Here is a 21803-nt window from a genome sequence, read left to right as displayed (position 1 = left end):
GTGTGGTCACAGCTCGTTGAGGCCGCGGGTGGCGATGTCGAGGGCGCGATCGGCTGCCTCCCACAGCTGCTGCTGCGTCTGGCCGAGTTGGATGGACGCCCACGTGGCCTGCTCGATGGCGCCGAGCACCGCGCCGGTCATGGCCGCGGCGGTGATGGGGTCCAGGCGGTCGCCGAACTCCCGCGACAGGGCCTCGGCGATCCGCCGCTGGAGGCGCAGCGCCACGTGGGCGCCCTTGGCCTGCAGCGCCGGGCTGGCGTGGACCAGCCGGGCCACCGCCGACAGCTCGGCGGGTTCCTTGGGGGGCACCTGGGGGCGGCGATGGGTCGCGTACGCCCGCACCGCCCGCCGCAGCACCTCCCCCGGGCTCTCCTGTGGACGGCGTTCGGCGATGGCGTTGAGCAACACGTCGAAGTCGGCCTCGCTGCCGACGAACAACACCTCGTCCTTGCTGCCGAAGTAGTTGAAGAAGGTCTTGGGGTCGACGTCGGACGCCGCGGCGATCTGCGCCACCGTCGTCTCCTCGTACCCCCGCTCCTCGAAAAGCCTGATCGCCGTCATCACGATGCGATGCCTGGTCAGGCGCTTTTTTCGGTCGCGCCGCGACTCGTCCATGCGGGAAACATACATCATGTGGAAGTTTCCATCAACTGGAATATTCGGAGATTCGCGTCGTGAAATACTGCGCACATGTCAGTGCTGCGCCCCGACTACGACTCCGACCCCGACCGCTGGCGATCCTGGGAGTCCCCACAGGACGTTCATCATCTGGTGGCGCCCGAACTGCGCGGGCCGGTGCTGGATGTGGCCTGCGGGGAGGGCAGGCTGGCGTCGCTGCTCGGTCCCGGGGTGAGGTGGGTGGGCGTCGACAACTCGCCCGCCCAGCTGGCCGACAACCCCCACCGTCCCGTCACACGCGCGGACATGCGCCGCCTGCCCTTCGCCTCGGACAGCTTCGCCGAGGTCACCCACCTGTGGTGTCTGTACCACCTGGACGATCCGGCGTCGGCGATCCGCGAGGCCCACCGCGTCTTGCGCCCGGGCGGACGGTACTACGCGTGTTGCGCGGCGCGCGACAACGACCCGGAGATCGTTCCCGAGGGCCACGAGCCGTCGACATTCGACGCCGAGGACGCGGTGTCGATAGTGGAGTCGGTCTTCGACGACGTCACCGCGCGGCACTGGGATCAGAAGTTCTTTCCGCTGAGCACCCGAGAGGAGGTTCGGGCGTATTGTCGTCACAATTACATTCCGTCCGAACGCGCCGACCGTGCGTCGCTTCCACTGTGGTTGACCAAGCGTGGCGTGCTGGTTCGGGCGATCAAACACTGAATAAAGGCGTGGACCTCGAAACATTCACGGATACCGAAGCGCGACGACCCTCCCGTTTGTTGTGTCAGCCGCTAACATGAGGGCGCTTCGCATGTGCCCGTATTGCCTGTCGAGTAGGAGAGACTGGTGACTACTACCGAATCGCCAGGTGGTTTTTGGTCCACCTTGGTGCGGCGCAAGCCAATCGATCAAATCGAGGAGGAGGACCACGGCGGCGGCCTGAAACGCACGCTGGGGCTGTGGCAGCTGACCGCCATCGGCATCGGCGGCATCATCGGCGCCGGGATCTTCGCGCTGGCCGGGAAGGTGGCCAACCAGAACGCCGGCCCCGCTGTCCTAGCGTCCTTTCTCATCGCCGGTGTGGCCAGCGCCGCGGCGGCCTTCTCGTACGCCGAGTTCGCGGGCCTGATTCCCAAGGCGGGATCGGCCTACACCTACGGCTACGCCGTGCTCGGCGAGTTCGCGGGCTGGTTCATCGGCTGGGATCTGCTGTTGGAGTACACCGCGATCGTCGCGGTGGTCGCCATCGGCATCTCCGGATACTTCGGCTATCTGTTGGGAGCCGTCGGCATCAACCTGCCACCGTGGATGATGGGCGCCTACGACCCGACAGACCCGACCAACGGGCACCGCGTCGACGTGTTCGCGATCATTCTGTGTCTGTTCATCGCGTTCCTGCTCACCCGGGGCATCAAGGCCGCCGCGCGCTTCGAGACCATCGTGGTGGGCGTCAAGATCGCACTGGTGCTCCTGGTCATCGTGGTCGGTGTCTTCTTCATCAACACCGGCAACTACCACCCGTTCTTCCCGCACGGGTTCGCCGGGACCATGTCGGGCGCGGCGATCGTGTTCTTCGCGGTGTTCGGCTACGACGCGATGAGCACCGCCGCGGAGGAATCGGTGGACTCGCGCAAACACATGCCCAAGGCGATCATTTACTCGCTGGCCATCTCGATGGTGCTGTATGTGCTGGCCTGCCTGGTGTTGACGGGCATGCAGTACTACACCGAGATCAATCCCAATGCCGGTTTCTCGACGGCGTTCAAGTCGGTGGGGCTGCCGGGCCTGGGAAGCATCATCGCCGTCGGCGCCATCATCGGCATCTTGACGGTGCTGTTCACCTTCATGCTGGGCGTCACCCGCGTCTGGTACTCGATGAGCCGGGACCGCTTGCTGCCCAAAGTCTTCGCCAAGACCAGCCGCAAGCACCGGGTGCCGACCCTGGCTACCTGGATCGTCGGCATCGTGTCGGCGCTGATCGCCGGGGTGGTGCCGATCGGGGAGGCCGCCGAGCTGACCAACATCGGCATCCTGTTGGCGTTCTTCGTGGTGTGCATCGCGGTGATCGTGTTGCGGTACAAGCGACCCGACCTGCCGCGCACCTTCAAGCTGCCCGGCATGCCCGTGGTGCCGGCGATCGGCGCCATCGCGTCGATCTGGCTGATCACCTACCTGCAGCCGCTCACCTGGCTGCGGTTCGCGATCTGGTTCGTCATCGGCCTGATCATCTACTTCGCTTACAGCCGCAAGAGTTCCCTGCTCAACCCGAACTCCAAGCACCACGCGGCCGAGGTGCCGCCACCGACGGTGCCGGACGCCGAGTAAGTCATCTGGTGGGAGGGGCGAAAGCCCCTCCCACTTCTCATTCCGGGATCACCCGGCGCAGCTCGGCGGGGCTGGCATTGCCGCCGCTGCACACGATCGCGACCGTCGCTCCCGCCAGCCGCTCCCCCAGGGCGGTCAGCCCCGCCAGCGCGCACGCCCCCGCGCCCTCGGCGACGGTGTGGGCGGTGCGCATCAGCGTCCACTGGGCGGCTCGGATCTCGGCGTCGTCCACCAGCACGAAGTCGTCGAGCCGTTTACGCATGATGGCCTGCGGCAGCTCGAATCCCGAGCCCGTGGCCAATCCCTCGGCGACGGTCTGGTTCGGACGGTCCACGAGCTCGCCGGCGCGGAACGAGTCGTGCGCGGCCGACGCCTGCCTCGACTGCACGGCGATCACCCGGCAGCCGGGACTCAGCGCCTCCGCCGCCAGGCACGCCGCGGCGGCGCTGCTGCCGCTTCCCACCGGGACCAGGATCGCGTCGATCTCGGGGCGCGCGGCCAGCAGCTCCAGGTACAGGGTGCCGACCCCGGCGATCAGATCGGGTTCGTTGGCGGCGCTCACGAGACGGGCGCCGTGGTGTTCGGCGAGCTCGGACGCCCGGGCCTTGGTGTCGTCGAAGACGGCCCCGTGCTCGATGAGCTCGGCGCCCAGCGCGGTGACGGCGGCGGCCTTCACCGGATTGGGGTCGCGGGGCATCACGATGCGGCAGGGCGCGCCGAACAGCCGCGAGGCGTGGGCCAGCGACTGGGCATGGTTGCCGGTGGAGTAGCCCACCACCCCGGCGCGGCGCTCGGATTCGTCCATTCGCGACAGCAGGTTGATGCCGCCGCGGACCTTGAACGCCCCGGTGGGCTGGAGGTTCTCGTGCTTGACGAAGACCCGCGCGCCCGTCTCGGCGTCCAGCGCCGGGTGGTTGAGCAGCGGTGTGGCGGACAGATGGGGCGCGATGCGGCGGGCGGCGTGCAGCATGTCGGTGATGGTGGGTTCCATGCCTGGAGAGTCTGCGCCACCTCGTCGCATAGGACAAATGCGGATTTCCCATCAATCGATAGATAACATCGATGAATGTTCGACGAGACCCGGCTGCGCGTCTTCGCGGCCATCGCCCGCGAGGGCTCGATCACGGCCGCGGCCGGCGCCCTGCACTTCGCCCAGCCGTCGGTGAGCCACCACCTGGCCCGCATCGAGCGCGACGCCGGGGTGCCGCTGGTGCAGCGCGTGGGCCGCGGCATCCGGCTCACCGACGCCGGGCGGGCCTTCGCCACCCGCGCCGAGGAGATCCTGGGGCGCATCGACGCCGCCCGCGAGGAGCTGTCGGCGCACGCCGAGCTGCGGGCCGGGTCGATCCGGATCGCGGGCTTTCCGTCCATATTGGCCACGCTGGTGCCCGGCGCGGCGCAGCGGTTTCGCGCCGAGCACCCCGAGGTGGCCCTGGCGCTGACGGAGGCCGAGCCGCCCGAGGCGCTGGCCCGGCTGCGGCGCGGCGAGGTGGACGTGGCCCTGGCCTTCCACCACGACGACGGACCCGCGGCGGAGTTCGACCGGCTCGTGGTGACGCCGCTGCTGTCGGAGCCGATGTACGTGGTGACGCCGGCGGGGCGCCGCTTCGGCGGCGACCGCGCGGATCTGTCCACCTACGCCGGCGAGCGGTGGAACGCCGGGTGCGACCGCTGCCGCGCCCATCTGTTGCGGGCCGCCGCGCGGCACGGCTTCGTTCCCGACGTCGGCTTCGAGACCGACGACTACATGTCGACGCAGGCCCTGGTGGCCGCCGGGATCGGAGTGAGCACCCTGCCGGGGCTGGCGTTGCGGGCGCATCGGCACCCCGGGGTGCGCATCGACCGGCTGCCCGCCGATCACCGCCACGTGGTCGCGGCGGTCGGCGGGACCCCGACCCCGGCCCCGGTCGCGGCCTTTGTGGACGCGGTCGCCGCGATCGCCCGGCGACCGGTGCGATGGCCGCGTTAGTCCTCGGCGGACATCTGGTCGTAGAAACGCAGCGCGCTCTCGGGCGCCTCGGGTCCCAGCATCACCCGCAGCCCGTCGCCGACCAGCTTGGCGGCCCGGCCCGCGCGCGGCAGCATGAGGTCCTCGTAGACGCGCACGCCTTCGTCCACGGTGGATGCCGCGGCGATGGACGCCGCGAGATCCGTGCCGTCCAGCATGGCCAGGTTGGCCCCGACTCCCAGCGGGGGCATCAGATGCGCGGCGTCTCCCAGCAGGGTGACGCCGGGTACGTGGCTCCAGTCGTGCGGGGCGGGCAGCGCGAAGAGCGGACGGTTGATAAAGCCGCTTTCGGTGCGCCGCACGAAGTCCAGCAGCCTGTCGTCCCAACCTTCGAAGACGGTCAGCAGGTGGGACCGCACCGCCCGGGCGTCGCCCATGTCGATCCCCGCGGCGGCGTGCCAGTCGGGCGCGTCCCAGAACGCGGCGTAAACCCGCAGGTGGCCGTTGCTGTTGCGCTGGATGGCCATGCACCGGTTGGGCGCCAGGGCGGTCATGGTCCCGCCACCGACCATGCGGGCCAGGTCGGGGTGGGCGCGGTCGGCGTCGTCAAAGGAGAACTCGACGAAGTTGACGCCGGTGTGGATCGGCGTGGCCTCGGACACGGCCGGGCGCACCCGGGACCAGGCACCGTCGGCGCCGATCACCAGGTCGAAGTCGGCGGTGGTGCCGTCGGCGAAGGCGATGCGGGCGCCGCCGTCCACCGCGGTCACGCCGTCCACGCCACGTCCCCATTGGACCATGCCCGGCGGCAGGGTTTCAAGCATGAGACCGCGCAACTGACCCCGGTCGATCTCGGGCGTGTCCCGCTCGTCGGGACCGGGCACGTGGTGGCGCAGCACGGTGGCGGCGCGGTCGAGTGTCCGGCCCTCCTGGCCCTCGGGGCGCGCCAGCTCGTGGAAGCGCTCCAGCAGGCCCGCGGCGCGCAGGGCGGCCTGGCCGGTGTCGGAGTGCATGTCGAGGCTGCCGCCCTGGGAACGGGAGTCGGCGGAGTCCTCCCGCTCGAAAACGGTGGCGCGCAGGCCCTTCAGGTCGAGGACGCGGGCGCAGGCGAGGCCGCCGATGCCGGCGCCCACGATGGCGATGCGGGGTGAGTTCATGTCGGATGTCCCTTCGGATCGGGTCGGTCTCGGCAATAAAAGCACACTTACTTCAAAAGTGCAATGACTACACTTTTAAATCGACTTCACATTGCTAGGATGTGCACCATGACCGAACCGATCGGACGCCGCGAGCGCAAGAAGGCCGCCACCCGCCAGGCCCTGGCCGACGCCGCCCTGCGCCTCACCATGGAACGCGGCTACGACCAGGTGAGCGTCAAGGACATCGCCGAGGAGGCCGACGTCGCGGTCACCACGCTGTTCAAACACTTCCCCAGCAAGGAATCCCTGCTGTTCGACCGCGACGCCGACATCGAGGCCGAGCTGGTGTCGGCGGTGCGCGACCGGCCGGAGGGAATGTCGATCCTCCAGTCGCTGCGGGCCCACATCGCCCGCTCCGCGCCGCCATCCTTCGACAAGCGCATGGAGTTCATGAACCTGGTGGAGGAGACCAAGACGCTGCGCGAGCACTTTCACCGCATGTGGATGCGCCACGAGACCGCGGTCGCGGAGGCGATCGCCGAGGAGGTGGGCGCGCCCGCCGACGACGTCACCTGCGCGGCCCTGGCGCACTTCGCCCTGGAGTCGCGCGTCCTGATGCGCCGCTTCGGCCCCACGGCCGAGGTGATGGACCAGATCTTCGCGCTGCTGGAGGACGGCTGGTCGCGGGCCCACCCCGGCGCGTGATCGCCGACGAACCCGGCGACGGTGTCGTTGAACAGCTCGGGAGACCGGCTGTTCCACCGGTGCCCGGCGCCATGTTGGGTTTGTCGTTGTCCCCCACAGTGACCGGCGTTCGCGCGGCGACGCTTGTGATGTCGTCGACGAGATTGTGTCGTGACAGGATCCTGAGCGCCGCCATCAGGGTCGGCTTGCCGCGATGGTGCGTCGCGCCCGCGCGAAGGCGGGCAGCTCAGGGGCGACGGTGTCGAAGCGGTCGCCGAGGCCGTCGCGCCGGGCTTGTCGGGCGCGCGAGCGCGATCCGAGGCCGTGCACGAAGACGACGGTGTCCATTCGGACGGTTCTACCCGTTCGGGAGCCCCCGAGCCAGTCGCGTGTGGGCGATGCTCAGCAGGCGCGGGGCGACGGTCTTGTGCTTGGGCGACAGGCGTTGCCAGGTGCGCTCGGCGCGCGGCCGGTCGTGGCGCACCGCCGTCAGCAGCGACACCTCCTCGCCGTCGACGGCGACCACGAGCTGGCCGGTGCGCGACGGGCCCGAGGCGATCAACCGCAGCCAGCCGTCGCCGCGACCGTCCACGATCCATCCGGCGATGTTGCGGGGATTCGTTCGCAGCCGCAGGCGAAGCAGCAGCCGCCACATCAGCTGGCCCTTGCGGCCCGCCACCTGCTCGAACGCGCAGCGGGCCCACTGCTCGGGGGTGTAGTGGCCGGCGTCGGGCGCCGTCAGGGTGAACACGTCGACGGCGTCGGCGTCGATGCTGACGAGCCCGCGCAGGGTGTCGGGGATGTCGGTGAGTTCTCGGACGGTGGTTCGCGTGGTGTCCATGCTCGAAAACTAACATACATTCGTGTATGTATGTAGGATGGCGAGGTGACCTCGACCTCCTCGCCCGCGCCGCGCCGCACCCAGGCCGACCGCCGCGCCCGGACCCGCGACGCCCTGCTGGAAGCCGCCGCCCGGGGACTGTCCACATTCGGCTACGGCAAGCTCGCGCTGGCATGGGTGGCCGCCGAGGCGGGCTACACCCGCGGCGCCCTGTACCACCAGTTCTCCGGCAAGGAGGAGCTGGCGCTGGAGGTGGTGCGGTGGGTCGGGGAGACCTGGACCGCCGAGGTCGGGGCCCCTGCCGCCGCATTGGACGACCCCGTGGAGCAGCTGCTGGCGGTGGCGCGCGGTCACGCCGTCTACTGTCGACGCGACGTCGCGCGGGTGTTGATGACGCTGCGCATCGAGTTCGCCGGGCGGCACCACCCGGTGGGCCGCGCCCTCCACGACATCGTCAGGCCCCTGTCCGACGACACCAGGGCCCGGCTGACCGCCGCCCGCGCCAGCGGCGCGATCGGCGACGGCCCACCGGTCCCGGAGATCGCCGCCGCCTACCTCGGCGTCCTGGAGGGTGTCGTCATCCAGCTCGCCGGCCACGCCCCCCACGACGTTGAGCTCACCGAACGCGCCGTTCGCGGGCTGATCGGGCTGCCCCGCTGAACTCCTTGGGGCGCCGAGATTTCCGGCGTTTTGCCAAATTGTTACCGCAGACAACAAATTTATGTCGCTGAATGCTTGCGTTCACCCCCTCCGCGTCGATATGTTGCTGGACACAACAAAACCTCAAGACGGTCTTGATCGCCGGCGCGGTTTCGCGATCCGCCCGGCATGCCCCACATCGATCACCGAGTACCCTCCAGAAAGGACTGTGCTATGCGCAGGTTCCTGTGCGCCATCGCCGCGGCGGCGCTGGCCATCGGCGGTCTCACCGCTTGCGGCGAGGACGCCAAGCCCAAGATCGGGGTGATCCTGCCCGACAGCAAGAGCTCGCCCCGCTGGGAAACCGCCGACCACAAGTACCTCAAGGCCGCCTTCGAGAAGGCGGGCATCGACTACGACATCCAAAACGCTCAGAACTCCAAAACCGACTTCCAGACCATCGCCGACCAGATGATCACCAACGGCGCCACGGTCCTGATGATCGTCAACCTGGACTCCGGCACCGGAAAGGCCGTGGTGTCCAAGGCCCGCGACCAGGGCGTGGCCACCATCGACTACGACCGCTACACCATCGGCGGCAAGTCCGACTACTACGTCAGCTTCGACAACGTCGAGGTGGGCAAGCTGCAGGGCCAGGGCCTTGTGGACTGTCTGGACGCGATGCACGCCAAGAAGCCGACCATCGCCGAGCTGAACGGCTCCGCCACCGACAACAACGCGACCCTCTTCAAGCAGGGCTACGACTCGGTGCTGAAGCCGAAGTACAAGTCGGGCGAGTACAAGAAGGGCAAGGACGCCGACCAGGATGTTCCCGACTGGGACGCCAAGGAGGCGGGCACCATCTTCGAACAGATGATGACCGACAACGACAACAAGATCGACGGCGTCCTGGCCGCCAACGACAACCTCGGCCATGCGGCGATCTCCGTGCTGGACAAGAACAAGCTCAACGGCAAGGTCCCGGTCACCGGGCAGGACGCCTCCGTCCAGGGCCTGCAGGACATCCTGGCCGGCGACCAGTGCATGACCGTCTACAAGCCGGTCAAGCAGGAGGCCGACGCCGCCGCCAAGCTTGCCATCGACCTGTTCAAGGGCAAGAAGGAGCACCTGAAGGAGACCGTCAAGGACCCCGACAGCGGACACAAGACACCGTCCATTCTGCTGCAGCCGCAGTCGATCACGAAGAAGAACGTCTCCGACGTCGTGGACGACGGTTACGTCGACGCCAAGGATCTGTGCACAAAGGATCTCGCCAAGGCCTGTGGCACGGCCGGAATCGGCTGATACTTCGCTTCCCGGTGCGGCGCCAAACCCACGCGCCGCACCGGGCTTCCCCTAGGAGGATTCGTGTCAACACCCCCGCTTCTGGCGCTGCGCGGCATCGACAAGAGCTTCGGCTCGGTCCAGGTACTCCACAAAGTGGACATGTCGGTGTACGCCGGCCAGGTGACCGCGCTGGTCGGCGACAACGGAGCCGGAAAGTCCACATTGGTGAAATGCGTGGCGGGGATCCACTCGCCCGACGCCGGCGAGATCCGCTTCGACGACTCTGCGGTGTCCATCGCCAGCCCCAAGGACGCCGCCAACCTGGGCATCGAGGTCGTCTACCAGGACCTGGCGCTGTGCGACAACCTGGACATCGTCCAGAACATGTTCCTGGGCCGCGAGCGCCGCTCCCGGCTCGTCCTCGACGAGTCCACCATGGAACAGATGGCGGCCAAGACGCTGGACGGGCTGTCGGTGCGCACCGTCAACTCCCTGCGCCAGCACGTGTCCAGCCTCTCCGGCGGCCAGCGCCAGACCGTGGCCATCGCCAAGGCGGTGCTGTGGAACTCCAGGCTGGTGATCCTGGACGAGCCCACCGCCGCGCTCGGCGTCGCCCAGACCGCGCAGGTGCTGGAGCTGGTGCGCCGCCTGGCCGACAAGGGCCTGGCCGTGGTCCTGATCTCCCACAACATGAACGACGTCTTCGCCGTGTCGGACCGCATCGCGGCCCTCTACCTTGGACACATGGTGGCCGAGGTCGCCACCGCCGACACCTCGCACACCCAGGTGGTCGAGCTGATCACCTCCGGACGCAGCGGCCAGCTCGGCCAGGCAGCCGACAGCGACACAGCCTCGGACTACGGACTGAATGGAACTGCACTATGAGCGCGCCCACCAATGCCTCGAATGAACGGACATCCGAGTCCACAGCGGATCCATCGGAGGGCGGCGGGTTCTTCCGCACCGTGCTGTCTGTACTGCGACGCTGGTTCTTCGGCGCGATCAGGCGGACGCGCGACTGGTGGTCCGACACCCGCCGCACCCTCACCGAATATGTCGGTTCCTATTGGGGCCGGGTGCGCGGTGGCGACATCGGCTCGCTGCCCGCCATCACCGGCCTGATCGTGCTGTGCGGGGTGTTCTCGGTGCTGCGCCCGGTCTTCTTCTCGGCGCGCAACTTCGCCAACCTCACCACCCAGGGCGCCGCGGTCACGCTGATCGCCATGGGTCTGGTGTTCGTGTTGCTCACCAACGAGATCGACCTGTCGGCGGGCTTCGCCAGCGGCGTGTGCGCCGCCGTGCTGGCCATCGCGCTGACCACCTTCGGGCTGCCGTGGTACGTCGCGGTGCTGGCGGCGCTGGTCACCGGCGCCGCGATCGGCCTGGCGCTCGGGGTGCTGGTCGCCAAGGTCAAGATTCCCTCCTTTGTGGTCACATTGGCGGCGTTCCTGGCGTTCCAGGGCGTGGTGCTGATGCTGCTGAAGGAGGGCACCAACATCTCCATCCGCGACCACGTCGTCGTGTCCATCAACAACGGATACGTTCCGCCGCTGGTGGGCTGGGGACTGGCGGTGCTGACGGTGGCCGGATTCGCCGCGGCGCAGCTGTGGCAGCGCCGCGGCCGGCAGTCGCAGGGCCTGGAGGCCGAGCCGCTGGCGCTGGTGCTGCTGCGCGTCGGCGGGCTGGCGGTGCTGTTGGGCGCGGCGGTGTTCGTCCTCAACCTGGAGCGCAGCCGCAACGCCGTGATCACCTCGCTGAAGGGCATGCCGTACGCGGTGCCGCTGGTGGCGATCCTGCTGATCGTCGGCACGTTCGTGTTGCGCCGCACCGCCTTCGGGCGCCACCTGTACGCCGTGGGCGGCAACCGGGAGGCCGCGCTGCGCGCCGGCATCAACGTCGACCGGGTGAAGATCCTGGCCTTCGTGATCTGCTCGACCATGGCCGCCGCGGGCGGGATCGTGGCGGCCTCGGAGGCCCGATCGGTCGACCCGAACACCGGTGGCAGCAACGTGCTGCTGTACGCGGTCGGCTCGGCCGTCATCGGTGGCACCAGTCTCTTCGGGGGCAAGGGCCGCGTAGTCAACGCGGTCATCGGTGGCACAGTGGTCGCCGTGATTATCAACGGCATGGGGCTGCTCGGTCTGAGCTCCGGGGTCAAGTACGTGGTCACCGGCAGCGTCCTGCTGCTGGCCGCCGGGGTCGACGCCCTGTCGCGGCGCCGCGCCACGGCGACGGGCAACCGTTGACCACCCCGCGCCGCTCGAGTCCCAGCCAGGAGGAGATCCGACGGCAGAACCTCGGCGCGCTGCTGCGGCACGTCCACATGCGGGGTGCCGCCTCCCGCGCCGAGCTCACCGCCGATCTGGGGCTGAACCGCTCCACCATCGGGGCGCTCACCGCCGAGCTGATCGCCGCGGGGCTGGTCAGCGAGGAGGTTCCCAAGGACACCACGCGATCGCGCGCCGGGCGTCCCTCCCTTGTGGTGAGTCCGGAGTCGGAGCGCTGGTACGTCTACGCGCTGTCGGTCGAGGTGGACCGGGTGCGGGCGGCGCGGGTGGGGCTGGGCGGCGCGATCCTGGATCGCCGCGAGGCGCCCCGGGAGCGCGAGCACGAGGCCGCCGAGGCGGCGGCGCCGCTGGCGGAACTGGTGCACGACATGCACCGCCACGTCCCCGCCGAGTCCGTCTACATCGGATGCGGCGTGGCGGTGTGCGGGATGGTGCGGCGCGCCGACGGCGCCGTCCGCCTCGCCCCGCACGTCGGCTGGGAGGACCAGCCGTTCGCCGAGGCGATGAAGGCCGAGCTGCGCTACGACGCGCCCGTCAGCCTCGGCAACGTCGCCGACCTGTCGGCGCTGGCCGAACACACCCGGGGCTCGGCGGCCGGGCTGGACAACGTCATCTACCTGTACGGGGACGTCGGCATCGGCGCGGGCATCATCGCCGGGGGCCGCCGGGTCACCGGGCACGGCGGCTACGGCGGCGAGGTCGGCCACATGGTGGTGCACCCGCGCGGCCACAAGTGCGGCTGCGGCTCCCAGGGCTGCTGGGAGACCGAGATCGGCGAGGGCGCCATCATGCGCGCGGCGGGCCGCGAGCACCTCAGCGGACGCGACGCGGTGCTGGCGGTCGTGGACGCCGCCCGCCGCGGAGACGCCTCCGCCCAGACCGCCACCCGGCAGGTGGGCGACTGGCTGGGTTTCGGGGTGGCCAATCTCGTCAACATCTTCAACCCCGAGATGGTCCTGTTCGGAGGGACGCTGCGGGACATCTACCTGGTGGCCGCCGCGGCGGTGCGCTCCCGGCTCAACGGCCTGGCGCTGCCGGTGTGCCGCGAGCACCTCCAGCTGCGCACGCCGTCCCTTGGGGAGGACGCCGCGCTGATCGGCGCGGCCGAGCTGGCCTTCGAGGGCCTGCTCGCCAATCCCCTGGCCGCCTGAGGCATACCCCGTATTCTTTCGGGATGACCGATCGTCCGCCCCTTCTCGCCCGTCTCGGGCTCTCCATGGGACTGTTCCTGCTGGCGCCGCTCGTCGGCGAGTTCCTGCTCGGCAACCAGCCGATCACCGAGCTGCCGAAGCTGCCGCTGTACGCCACGATGTACGGGGGCGGCGCGCTGCTGATCCGCGAGGTGGCCCGGCGCCTGGGGCGCGGCTGGCCGACCATGATCCCGCTGGCGGCCGCCTACGCCATCCTCGAGGAGGGCCCGATCGACCAGATGCTGTGGAACCCGAACTATGGCGGGTTCGACATGGGCGCGGCCTACGCGGGCACCCAGGTCCCGGTGCTGGGCACGAGCGTCGCGCTGCTTCAGGACGTGCTGTCGATGCACACGGTGTGGTCGATCTGCGTGCCGATCGCGCTGGTGGAGACGTTCGCCCGACGGCGGGATCGCCCGTGGCTGGGCGGGATCGGGATCGGCGTCACCGCCGTGATCTTCGTGCTGGGTTCGGTGATGATGGGCGGGTTCAACTACCTGGCCTTTCACTACATGGCCTCGGCGTGGCAGTTCGGCGTCGCGGTCGTGATGATCGCGGCGCTCGTCGCGGCGGCCCTCGCGCTGCCACGCCCCCAACCGTCGAACGTGGACGCGTCGACGGGTGTCAACCCGTGGCTGGTGGGCGCCGTGGCGTTCGTCGCGTCCAGTGTGTACTGGGCGCGCGACTGGCTGGTGCCCGAGAACGCGTGGGCGTGGCTGCCGGTGCTGGGTTGGTGCGTGCTGGTCGCGGCGGTGGTGGCGCTCGGGATGTGGACGACGCGGGAACGCTACTGGGGTCGCGGCCAGACCCTCGGCGCGGCGGGCGGCGCGCTGCTGACCTACGCGTGGGTGGGCTTCACGCACTCGAGCCAGATGGGAATGTCGAAGGGCTTGGCGCTGGCGGGAAGCACGGTTTTCGCGTTGGCCGCGGTCGTCCTGCTGGCGTTCGCGATTCGCGGCGTCGCGCGCCTGTCCCCCACTGACACCTGATCCCCTTTCCTGAGATTTCCACACCTCCCCGCCGCCCGAGTCACGGGGCGGGTCCATTGAGCATCGCGGCACAAACTCTTCCGAAAGGTCAGCACGGCGGGCATGCTGGGCGCGACGATTGACCCGAGCCGTCCTAGGGAGGACATGTGCCGCAGGTGCCCACCGTTACCCTGCACGACCACGTCGTCATGCCGCGACTCGGCTTCGGCGTCTTCCTGGTGCGCGACAACGATGACGCCGCCCGCGCCGTGGCGTGCGCCCTCGAGACGGGGTATCGCGCCATCGACACCGCGGCCTACTACCGCAACGAGCGCGGCGTGGGCCGGGCAGTCGCCGAGTCGGGGCTGCGGCGCGAGGACGTCTTCCTCACCACCAAGGTGTGGAACGCCGACAACGGCTACGACTCCACGCTGCGCGCGTTCGACCTGTCCCTGAAGCGCCTCGACATGGACTATGTGGACCTCTACCTGATCCACTGGCCCGACCCCGCCCGCGAAGCCTATGTGGACACATGGCGCGCCCTGGAGCGGCTGTGGTCCGAGGGTCGCACCCGCGCCATCGGGGTGTCCAATTTCAACGCCCACCGCCTCGACGAGCTGCGCGACAAGTGCGGGGTGATCCCGTCCATCAACCAGATCGAGCTGCACCCGTGGCTCACCCAACGGGCCTTGCGCGCCTACCACCGCGACCACGGCATCGTCACGCAGTCGTGGAGCCCGCTGGGACACGGGAAGCTGCTGGACGAACCCGCGCTCGCCGAGATCGCCGCCGCCCACGGCAAGACCGCCGCCCAGGTGATCATCCGCTGGAATCTCCAGTCGGGCATCGTGGTGATCCCCAAATCGGTGACGCCGTCGCGCATCGCCGAGAACTTCGACGTCCTCGACTTCGAACTGTCCGAACAGGATATGAACCGCATCGAGGCGCTCAACACCGACACCCGCACGGGCCCCGATCCCGAGGCACGCTGGATCGGTCCCGTCAAACCGACACCGTCTTAAGGGGAGCAATCATGTCCGTACTCGTCGCATTCAGCGTCTCGCCCATGGGCGGCGACGAACACGTCGGAGCCGCCGTCGCGCAGGCGGTGCGCGTCGTGCGCGAATCGGGACTGTCCAATCGCACCGACGCGATGTTCACCACGGTCGAGGGCGACAGCTACGACGAGGTGATGGAGGTGGTCAACCGCGCCATCAAGGCCGTCGCCGACGCCGCCCCGCGCGCCAGCGCGGTCATCAAGATCGACTACTTCCCCGGTCGCGCCGAGGGGATGGAGTCGAAGGTGGCGACCATCGAGGAACACCTCGGCCAGACCTGACGCGATCGGCCGCCCGCATTATTCGGGCGGCCGATCGGCGCCGCTGATCTGGCTGAGCACGTACAGGGTTCCCTCGGTGGTGTTCACGAGGTCCCTGACCACCTCGCGCAGGGCGCGGGAGCGTGGATCGGGGCGGCCGAGGGCGGTCTGGGCGGCGCTCCAGCCCTGGACCCAGGCGCCGATCGGGTGGCGCTCGGCGGTGTAGGCGTCGAGGAGGCCCGCGTCGGAGTCTCCCCTGACGACGGACGACAGCTTGGCGCCCAGGTTGACCGCGTCGCCGATGCCGAGGTTGAGGCCCTGGCCGCCCGCGGGCGAGTGGATGTGGGCGGCGTCGCCCGCCAACAGGACGCGGCCCGATCGATAGGTCTCGACCTGTCGGGTGGCGTCGGTGTAGCGGGTTCCCATGTGCACCTTGGTGACGGTGATGTCGCGGCCCAGCACGCGGCTCAGGCTGGCGGTCATTTCGGCGGGGGTGACGGGGGCGTCGCGGTCGGCGGGAATCGGGCCGTACTCGACGGTGTGGATCCGTCCCTCGGGGAAGTGCGTGTAGTTGCCGTGGTCGGTCTGGACCCAGCCGCAGGGATCCAGCGTGTCGGGCTCGGCGAAGTCCACGGTGGCGACGCGGCCCACGAACTCCGCGTCGGCGCCGGGGAAGGCGAAGCCCGCGCGCTTGCGGATCGTGCTGCGCCCGCCGTCGCAGCCCACCAGCCAGGGCGCGGTGTACGAGGCGTCCGCCACGTGGACGGTGACGCCGTCGTCGGTGGCGTCGAAGTCCGTCACGGCGCCGCCGCGCCGCACCCGCGCGCCGAGTTCGCGGGCGCGGCGTTCCAGGATCTCCTCGAGATCGGCGGTGGCGATGGCGCCCGCGCCGTTGGCGGGGATCGGGGGGCTGGGCATGTCGGCCAGTTTCTTGGCGCTCAGCGGAATCCCCGCGAAGTGCCCGATGAAGGCGTCGGGGTCCAGTGTGGTGTCGGGGTCGATCCACCACAGCGCCGCGTCGCGCACCGCGTCCAGGAGGCCCCGGCGGGCGAAGGCGTCGGCGTTGGGCGCGTTGATCGAGCGCATGCCCATGAAGCCCCGCTTGCGCGCGGTGCCGGCGGTGGCGTCGCGCTCCAGCACCAGCACGCCCACCCCGCGCGACCGCAGCTCGGCGGCCAGCATCAGGCCCACGGGCCCGCCGCCCACCACGATGACATCGGCATCCATCAGCATCTCCTCAAACCAGGGAACGGTGTTCGCAGTCCTCGACGATACATCACTGCGTACAATGTTCGCAATGGAACCGATCTGGGGACGTCCCGAGGCCGCCGCCTACGGGCCCCGTCCCGCTCACAGCAGGGACGCCGTGGCCGGCGCCGGCGTGCGGATCGCCGACGCCGAGGGCATCGCCGCGGTGTCGATGCGCCGCGTGGCCGCCGAGCTCAACGCGGGCACCACCTCCCTGTACCGCTACCTGAAGAGCAAGGACGAGCTGCTCGATCTCATGGTGGACAAGGTGTTGCGCGAGGACGAGCCACCCGGACCCTCGGGCGCCTGGAAGGCCGACCTGCGGGTGCTGGCCGAACACGCCCGCGCCATGATGTTGGAGCGGCCCTGGCTGGCCGAGGCCATGATGGCCAGGCCGCGCATCGGGCCGGGCGCGTTGCGGTGGTCGGAGGCATGGTTGTCCATCGTGGGCGATCGCGGCCGGGACGCCGACGAGATGCTGACCGTGGCGTCGACCGTGATGAAGTTCGTGTTCGGCGCCGTGATGTGGGAACTGTCCGAGCGCGGCGCGGGATACGACCCGCAGTCCTGGATGGACGCTCAGGGGGCTTACGGCGACGCGATCATCGCCGGCGGACGGTATCCCCACCTGATCCGAACGATGGTGGAGGCCGAGGGACCGCACAGCGCCGACCGCCACCAACGATCGTTTTCTCAGGGCATGGAGCACCTGTTGAACGGCCTCGAAGCCGCCTAGGCGTCCCTTCGCGACACCAGCGTCGTCCCGATCAGGACGGCGAGGATGCCGTACGCGGCGAGGATCAGGCCCGCCCCCGTCGGCGAGAGGGTGAAGCCGGGATCGGCGTGTTTCAGGTCCACCGACATCTGCGGGTGCCCCTGGAGGCGCAGGAGCAGGTCCTCGGGCAGGAACGCGCCGATCCGCGCGTTCCACGGCGAGGGGACCATCACCAGGATGCGTGGCACGATCAGCGTCACCAGGACCACCGCGGTGATGCCGCCCGCCGTCGACCGCAGCGCCGCGCCCAGACCCAGGCCGATCAACGCGAAGGCCAGCAACGGGACCGCGTACAGCAGCATCCTCGGGATCTCGTCCGACAGCGGACCCGCGAAGTCCCTGATGTGCCGATCCCCCACCACGGCGAGGCTGCCGAAGAACGCGACGTACATGAACGCCAGGCCACCGACCACACTCGACGCCGACACCACGATCGCCTTGGCGCCCAAAACGACCGCGCGCCGCGGCACCGACGCGAACGTGGTGCGCAGCATGCCCGTGGACTGCTCGCTCGTCACCGCGAGCGTGCCCACGATCGCCGCGCACAGCTGAAGCACCGTGAACAGCACGTCGTCGGCGCGGGCCATCTGGAAGGTCTCGCGGTGCGCGGCCGAGGCGTCGTCGTAGATGCCCACGGCGTAGAACTCGAACACCATGAGCAACGCCAGGACCGCGGCGATCGCCAGCAGGACGTACATCGTGGAGCGGACCGAACGGAGCTTCGTCCATTCGCTGTGCAGCGCGCCGATCATGCGGCGTCCTCCTTGGGGGCGTGGAACTCGAGGCTCTGGGCCGTCAGGGCCATGTAGGCGTCCTCAAGGGACGCGCGCTGGCGGGTGACCTCGTGCAGCGCGATGCCTCGGGCGACGGCCAGGTCGCCGATGGCGGCGACGTCAAGGCCGCGAACGGTCAGCGCGCCGTCGTCGCCGAGGGTCACGGTCGCGGCGGTGTTGTCCAAGGCGGCCAACAGGTCCGCGTGTTGCGGAGTGCGCACCAGCACGCCGCGGTCGTGGCGCGCCGACAGCTCCTCCACCGTGGTGTCCGCCAGCAGCTTCCCACGCCCGATGACGATGAGGCGGTCGGCGGTGAGCTGCATCTCGCTCATCAGGTGGCTGGAGACGAACACGGTCCGCCCCTCGGCGGCCAGGGACCGCATGAGTTCGCGGATCCACCGCACCCCGTCGGGGTCCAGGCCGTTGACGGGTTCGTCGAACATCAGGACGGCGGGGTCGCCCAGCAGCGCGGCGGCGATGCCGAGGCGCTGTTTCATCCCCAGCGAGAAGGAACCGACGCGTTTGCGGGCGACGTCTGACAGACCGACCTGATCCAGCACCTCGGTGGCGCGGCGGGCGGGGATGCGGTTGGTGTACGCCAAGGCGCGCAGGTGATTGCGGGCGCTGCGTCCCGGGTGGACCGCGGAGGCGTCCAGCAGGGCGCCCACGTCGCGCATCGGGCGGCGCCGCGAGCGGTACGGTCGCCCGTCGACCAGGGCATCGCCCGAGGTCGCGGCGGCCAGGCCCAGGATGATGCGCATCGTGGTGGTCTTGCCCGCCCCGTTGGGGCCGAGGAATCCCGTGACCGTGCCCGGTTTCAGGGCGAAGGACAGGTCGTCCACGGCCGCCTTGGCGCGGAAGCGTTTGGTGAGGTGACGAACGTCGATCATGCCGCCCAAGCCTGGGTGCCGGCGCGCATCCGCGCATCGGAGCGCGGTCGGGAATCGGGCGGGCGCGTCAGACCCGGGTATGACGTGCCTCGGGAGGAGGCGGTCGGTGAGCTGCGCGGATACCGTGTGGGGGTGACCGATCCCGACGACCCCGACGTGCCGCTGTTGTCGCGGCGGCTGTCACGGCGCCAGCTCATCGGGTTGGACTGCGCCGCCGCGGCGGTCTTCGCGGTGGTGTTGGCGTCGTTCGGTGTGCACCAACGCGGCGGGCTGCTGGCGGACGCTCCCGCGTGGGCGGAGGCGGTGATCGTGGCGGCGATGAGCCTGCCGCTGGCGGCGCGGCGGGTGCGGCCGCGGACGGTGCTGGCGGTCGTGATGGCCGCGAGCCTGGCGGCCCTCGCGGTGACCATGGTGCGGGATTCCTTCTCCGCCACGGCCTTCGCGCTGTACACCGTGGCGTTGACGACGCGGCGGCTGCGCGGGCTGTCGGCGACGGTCGTCGGCGTTGCCACGGTGTTCGGCCTCCTGGTGCTGTCCATGGGCGGCACGACGGACATCCGCACCGAGGTGCTGGGGCAGGTGTTGATCGGCGCGGTGGTGCTCGGCGGCACCTGGACGGTCGGCCAGGCGCTGCGGGAGCGGCGGGCGCACGCGCGGCGGGCGGCCGAGCGCCACGCCGAGAACCTCCTGGCCGAGGAGCGGCTGCACATCGCGCGGGAGCTGCACGACGTGGTGGCGCACAGCATGAGCCTGATCGCGGTCAAGGCGGCGGTGGCCAATCACGTGGCGCGCCGGCACCCCGCCGAGGCCCACCGCGCTCTGGAGGTGATCGAGTCGACGAGCCGGGGCGCGCTGGGCGAGATGCGGCGGATCCTCGGCGTCCTGCGGTCCGAAAGGGACGACGCCGAGACGGAGCTGGCCCCCGCCCCGGGGGTGGCGGAGCTGCCCGGTCTGGTGCGGCGGGCGGCGCAGGCGGGCGTGGCGGCGAGCCTCGACGCGCGGGGCGTCGAGGACCTGCCGTCGGGGGTGGGGCTGTCGGTGTACCGGATCGCCCAGGAGGCGGTGACCAATGTGGTCAAGCACGCGGGGCCCGCGAACTGCCGGATCACCGTGGAGGCCGACGACGCGCGGGTGCGGATCGCGGTGCGCGACGACGGCGCGGGCCCGAGGCACGGGTGGCGGTCGCCGGACGGCGAATCGGCGGGACACGGCCTGATCGGGATGGCCGAGCGCGCGGGATTGCTCGGCGGACGGTTTCACGCGGGACCCGCCGACGGCGGCGGTTTCGTGGTCGAGGCGACGCTTCCATTGCGGGACAAGGAGATGACGTGATCAAGGTGCTCATCGCCGACGATCAGGCGCTGCTGCGCGGCAGTTTCTCGCTGCTGATCGACTCCGAGGACGGGCTGTCGGCCGTCGGCGGGGCCGGCGACGGGAGGGCGGCGGTGGAGGCGGCGCGGGCCCTGCGCCCCGACGTGGTGTTGATGGACGTCCGCATGCCCGAAATGGACGGCATCGCGGCGACGCGGGCGATCTGCGCCGAGCTGCCCGGGGTCCGGGTGCTGATCCTGACGACCTTCGACCTGGACGAGTACGTCTACGCCAGCCTGCGGGCGGGCGCCAGCGGGTTCCTACTGAAGGACGCCCCCGTCGCCGAGCTGCTGCGCGCGATCCGGGTGGTGGCGTCGGGCGAGAGCCTGCTGGCGCCCACCGTGACCCGGCGCCTGATCGCGGAGTTCACGCGGCGTCCCGCCAGGGCCGTGGCCCGCGACGTCCGCCTCGACGGCGTCACCGACCGGGAGCGCGAGGTGCTGGCGTTGATCGCGGCGGGGCTGTCCAACACCGAGCTCGCCGCGCGGCTTCATGTGAGTGTGGCCACGGTGAAGACCCACGTGGGGCGGCTGCTGGCGAAGCTGGGGGCTCGCGACCGAGCTCAGCTGGTGATCGCCGCCTACGAGACGGGTTTGGTGTCGCCGAGCCGTTCCGACGCGCGCGGATAACATGGCGCGATCCGCCCATACCTGCGTCGAACGGGAAGCCATGACCGATCTGAGGGAATTCATCGCGGGCCTGCCCAAGGCCGAGCTGCACGTCCACCATGTCGGCTCGGCGTCCCCGCGCATCGTGGCGGATCTGGCGGCGCGCCACCCCGACTCGTCGGTGCCCACCGACCCCACCGCGCTGGCCGAGTACTTCACGTTTCGGGACTTCGCGCACTTCATCAAGCTGTATTTGTCCGTTGTGGACCTGGTGCGGGACGAGGAGGACGTGCGGATCCTGACCTACGAGATCGCCCGCGACATGGCGCGTCAGAACATCCGTTACGCCGAGCTGACGATCACGCCGATCAGTTCGACGCGGCGCGGCATTCCCGAGCAGGCGTTCATGGAGGTCATCGAGGACGCCAGGCGCGCCGCGGAGAAGGAGCTCGGCGTGGTGCTGCGCTGGTGCTTCGACATCCCCGGCGAGCTGGAGCAGGACGCGGCCGCCGAGACCGCCCGCATGGCCGTGGATCTGCGCCCCGACGGCCTGGTGAGCTTCGGCCTGGGCGGGCCCGAGATCGGGTACCCGCGACCGCCGTTCAAGCCCGCCTTCGACCTCGCGATCGCCGCGGGACTCCACAGTGTCCCCCACTCGGGCGAGTCCACCGGGCCCCAGACGATCTGGGACGCCATCACCGAGCTGCGCGCCGAGCGGATCGGCCACGGCACCTCGGCCACCCGGGACCCGAGGCTGCTGGAATACCTTGCCGAGCACCAGATTCCGCTCGAGGTGTCGCCGACGTCCAACATCGCCACCCGGGTGGTCGACGACATCGAGGCGCACCCGCTGATCGACATGGTGGCCGCGGGCGTGCCCGTGTCGATCAACACCGACG

Annotated in this window: 24 protein-coding genes; 16 read left to right on the top strand and 8 right to left on the bottom strand. The window is 70.0% G+C overall.

Annotation, left to right across the window (positions count from 1 at the left end):
- Window positions 1-6 precede the first annotated feature (6 nt).
- Window positions 7-633: a TetR/AcrR family transcriptional regulator gene (locus VE172_RS08380; protein WP_324799803.1), complete on the bottom strand. Its 627-nt coding sequence runs from the start codon at window positions 631-633 to the stop codon at window positions 7-9.
- Window positions 634-690: 57 nt separating this feature from the next.
- Here VE172_RS08380 and VE172_RS08375 point away from each other — a divergent pair, with 57 nt between their 5' ends.
- Complete coding sequence (locus VE172_RS08375) at window positions 691-1332, top strand: class I SAM-dependent methyltransferase (protein ID WP_324799800.1); 642 nt, start codon at window positions 691-693, stop codon at window positions 1330-1332.
- A 165-nt stretch (window positions 1333-1497) separates the two neighbouring features.
- On the top strand, window positions 1498-2937 hold the full coding sequence (locus VE172_RS08370; RefSeq protein WP_349258307.1) for an amino acid permease: 1440 nt from the start codon (window positions 1498-1500) through the stop codon (window positions 2935-2937).
- A gap of 37 nt (window positions 2938-2974) precedes the next feature.
- Here the strand turns inward: VE172_RS08370 and VE172_RS08365 are convergent, their stop codons facing one another.
- The gene (locus tag VE172_RS08365; RefSeq protein WP_324799796.1) at window positions 2975-3928 is read right to left on the bottom strand and encodes a threonine ammonia-lyase; all 954 of its coding nucleotides are present in this window, start codon (window positions 3926-3928) and stop codon (window positions 2975-2977) included.
- A 75-nt stretch (window positions 3929-4003) separates the two neighbouring features.
- Here VE172_RS08365 and VE172_RS08360 point away from each other — a divergent pair, with 75 nt between their 5' ends.
- Window positions 4004-4906 (top strand): LysR family transcriptional regulator, encoded by a 903-nt coding sequence (locus VE172_RS08360; protein WP_324799793.1) that lies wholly within the window; start codon window positions 4004-4006, stop codon window positions 4904-4906.
- Here VE172_RS08360 and VE172_RS08355 read toward each other — a convergent pair.
- Window positions 4903-6042 (bottom strand): FAD-dependent oxidoreductase, encoded by a 1140-nt coding sequence (locus VE172_RS08355; protein ID WP_324799791.1) that lies wholly within the window; start codon window positions 6040-6042, stop codon window positions 4903-4905. The genes VE172_RS08360 and VE172_RS08355 overlap by 4 nt on opposite strands.
- 108 nt (window positions 6043-6150) lie before the next feature.
- Between VE172_RS08355 and VE172_RS08350 the strand changes: the two genes are divergently transcribed.
- A complete protein-coding gene (locus VE172_RS08350; protein ID WP_324799788.1) occupies window positions 6151-6729 on the top strand; it encodes a TetR/AcrR family transcriptional regulator in 579 nt (192 codons plus the stop codon).
- A gap of 174 nt (window positions 6730-6903) precedes the next feature.
- Here the strand turns inward: VE172_RS08350 and VE172_RS08345 are convergent, their stop codons facing one another.
- Window positions 6904-7056 (bottom strand): hypothetical protein, encoded by a 153-nt coding sequence (locus VE172_RS08345; RefSeq protein WP_324799785.1) that lies wholly within the window; start codon window positions 7054-7056, stop codon window positions 6904-6906.
- A gap of 10 nt (window positions 7057-7066) precedes the next feature.
- Entirely contained in the window at window positions 7067-7549 is a 483-nt protein-coding gene (locus tag VE172_RS08340) for a hypothetical protein (protein WP_324799783.1), read from the bottom strand.
- A gap of 45 nt (window positions 7550-7594) precedes the next feature.
- On the opposite strand from VE172_RS08340, the gene VE172_RS08335 reads away from it, so the two are divergent.
- The 8 genes from VE172_RS08335 to VE172_RS08300 all read left to right on the top strand — a co-directional run bounded on the left by VE172_RS08335 (window position 7595) and on the right by VE172_RS08300 (window position 15260).
- Entirely contained in the window at window positions 7595-8209 is a 615-nt protein-coding gene (locus VE172_RS08335) for a TetR/AcrR family transcriptional regulator (protein ID WP_324799781.1), read from the top strand.
- Window positions 8210-8422: 213 nt separating this feature from the next.
- Window positions 8423-9493 (top strand): sugar ABC transporter substrate-binding protein, encoded by a 1071-nt coding sequence (locus VE172_RS08330; protein WP_324799778.1) that lies wholly within the window; start codon window positions 8423-8425, stop codon window positions 9491-9493.
- A gap of 63 nt (window positions 9494-9556) precedes the next feature.
- Window positions 9557-10360 (top strand): ATP-binding cassette domain-containing protein, encoded by an 804-nt coding sequence (locus tag VE172_RS08325; RefSeq protein WP_324799775.1) that lies wholly within the window; start codon window positions 9557-9559, stop codon window positions 10358-10360.
- Between the two features lie 116 nt (window positions 10361-10476).
- A complete protein-coding gene (locus VE172_RS08320) occupies window positions 10477-11721 on the top strand; it encodes a sugar ABC transporter permease (RefSeq protein WP_349258306.1) in 1245 nt (414 codons plus the stop codon).
- On the top strand, window positions 11718-12914 hold the full coding sequence (locus tag VE172_RS08315; RefSeq protein ID WP_324799771.1) for an ROK family protein: 1197 nt from the start codon (window positions 11718-11720) through the stop codon (window positions 12912-12914). Before VE172_RS08320 ends, VE172_RS08315 begins: the two co-directional genes overlap by 4 nt.
- 23 nt (window positions 12915-12937) lie before the next feature.
- The gene (locus VE172_RS08310) at window positions 12938-13942 is read left to right on the top strand and encodes a DUF998 domain-containing protein (protein ID WP_324799769.1); all 1005 of its coding nucleotides are present in this window, start codon (window positions 12938-12940) and stop codon (window positions 13940-13942) included.
- Window positions 13943-14088: 146 nt separating this feature from the next.
- Window positions 14089-14943, top strand: a complete 855-nt coding sequence (locus VE172_RS08305) for an aldo/keto reductase (protein WP_349258305.1) — start codon at window positions 14089-14091, stop codon at window positions 14941-14943.
- 11 nt (window positions 14944-14954) lie between these two features.
- Window positions 14955-15260 (top strand): thiamine-binding protein, encoded by a 306-nt coding sequence (locus VE172_RS08300; protein ID WP_324799764.1) that lies wholly within the window; start codon window positions 14955-14957, stop codon window positions 15258-15260.
- Between the two features lie 18 nt (window positions 15261-15278).
- On the opposite strand, the gene VE172_RS08295 is transcribed toward VE172_RS08300, so the two are convergent.
- Window positions 15279-16466, bottom strand: coding sequence for an FAD-dependent oxidoreductase (locus VE172_RS08295; protein ID WP_324799762.1), 1188 nt, complete (start codon window positions 16464-16466; stop codon window positions 15279-15281).
- A 70-nt stretch (window positions 16467-16536) separates the two neighbouring features.
- On the opposite strand from VE172_RS08295, the gene VE172_RS08290 reads away from it, so the two are divergent.
- The gene (locus VE172_RS08290) at window positions 16537-17223 is read left to right on the top strand and encodes a TetR/AcrR family transcriptional regulator (protein ID WP_324799759.1); all 687 of its coding nucleotides are present in this window, start codon (window positions 16537-16539) and stop codon (window positions 17221-17223) included.
- Here the strand turns inward: VE172_RS08290 and VE172_RS08285 are convergent.
- Together VE172_RS08285 and VE172_RS08280 are read right to left on the bottom strand one after the other, a co-directional pair.
- Window positions 17220-18014, bottom strand: a complete 795-nt coding sequence (locus tag VE172_RS08285; protein ID WP_324799756.1) for an ABC transporter permease — start codon at window positions 18012-18014, stop codon at window positions 17220-17222. The two genes, VE172_RS08290 and VE172_RS08285, sit on opposite strands and share 4 nt — an antisense overlap.
- Window positions 18011-18925 (bottom strand): ABC transporter ATP-binding protein, encoded by a 915-nt coding sequence (locus VE172_RS08280; protein ID WP_324799753.1) that lies wholly within the window; start codon window positions 18923-18925, stop codon window positions 18011-18013. The genes VE172_RS08285 and VE172_RS08280 overlap by 4 nt, the downstream gene beginning before the upstream one ends.
- A gap of 132 nt (window positions 18926-19057) precedes the next feature.
- On the opposite strand from VE172_RS08280, the gene VE172_RS08275 reads away from it, so the two are divergent.
- From VE172_RS08275 to VE172_RS08265, 3 genes are all read left to right on the top strand, one after another.
- Window positions 19058-20257: a sensor histidine kinase gene (locus VE172_RS08275; protein WP_324799750.1), complete on the top strand. Its 1200-nt coding sequence runs from the start codon at window positions 19058-19060 to the stop codon at window positions 20255-20257.
- Window positions 20254-20925, top strand: a complete 672-nt coding sequence (locus tag VE172_RS08270; RefSeq protein WP_324799747.1) for a response regulator transcription factor — start codon at window positions 20254-20256, stop codon at window positions 20923-20925. Before VE172_RS08275 ends, VE172_RS08270 begins: the two co-directional genes overlap by 4 nt.
- A 40-nt stretch (window positions 20926-20965) precedes the next feature.
- On the top strand, window positions 20966-21803 hold an 838-nt coding region (locus tag VE172_RS08265), incomplete at its 3' end, for an adenosine deaminase family protein (RefSeq protein ID WP_324799743.1).

Source organism: Stackebrandtia sp. (genome assembly GCF_035643755.1).
GTDB lineage: Bacteria > Actinomycetota > Actinomycetes > Mycobacteriales > Micromonosporaceae > Stackebrandtia.
Note: the sequence above shows the minus strand (reverse complement) of the source record. Positions and strands in the feature narration are given on the sequence as shown.

Coding starts and splice junctions, on each gene's coding strand:
- VE172_RS08380 (WP_324799803.1), bottom strand. CDS start 633: ATGATGTATGTTTCCCGCATGGACGAGTCGCGGCGCGACCGAAAAAAG.
- VE172_RS08375 (WP_324799800.1), top strand. CDS start 691: ATGTCAGTGCTGCGCCCCGACTACGACTCCGACCCCGACCGCTGGCGA.
- VE172_RS08365 (WP_324799796.1), bottom strand. CDS start 3,928: ATGGAACCCACCATCACCGACATGCTGCACGCCGCCCGCCGCATCGCG.
- VE172_RS08360 (WP_324799793.1), top strand. CDS start 4,004: ATGTTCGACGAGACCCGGCTGCGCGTCTTCGCGGCCATCGCCCGCGAG.
- VE172_RS08355 (WP_324799791.1), bottom strand. CDS start 6,042: ATGAACTCACCCCGCATCGCCATCGTGGGCGCCGGCATCGGCGGCCTC.
- VE172_RS08350 (WP_324799788.1), top strand. CDS start 6,151: ATGACCGAACCGATCGGACGCCGCGAGCGCAAGAAGGCCGCCACCCGC.
- VE172_RS08345 (WP_324799785.1), bottom strand. CDS start 7,056: ATGGACACCGTCGTCTTCGTGCACGGCCTCGGATCGCGCTCGCGCGCC.
- VE172_RS08340 (WP_324799783.1), bottom strand. CDS start 7,549: ATGGACACCACGCGAACCACCGTCCGAGAACTCACCGACATCCCCGAC.
- VE172_RS08330 (WP_324799778.1), top strand. CDS start 8,423: ATGCGCAGGTTCCTGTGCGCCATCGCCGCGGCGGCGCTGGCCATCGGC.
- VE172_RS08310 (WP_324799769.1), top strand. CDS start 12,938: ATGACCGATCGTCCGCCCCTTCTCGCCCGTCTCGGGCTCTCCATGGGA.
- VE172_RS08300 (WP_324799764.1), top strand. CDS start 14,955: ATGTCCGTACTCGTCGCATTCAGCGTCTCGCCCATGGGCGGCGACGAA.
- VE172_RS08295 (WP_324799762.1), bottom strand. CDS start 16,466: ATGGATGCCGATGTCATCGTGGTGGGCGGCGGGCCCGTGGGCCTGATG.
- VE172_RS08290 (WP_324799759.1), top strand. CDS start 16,537: ATGGAACCGATCTGGGGACGTCCCGAGGCCGCCGCCTACGGGCCCCGT.
- VE172_RS08285 (WP_324799756.1), bottom strand. CDS start 18,014: ATGATCGGCGCGCTGCACAGCGAATGGACGAAGCTCCGTTCGGTCCGC.
- VE172_RS08280 (WP_324799753.1), bottom strand. CDS start 18,925: ATGATCGACGTTCGTCACCTCACCAAACGCTTCCGCGCCAAGGCGGCC.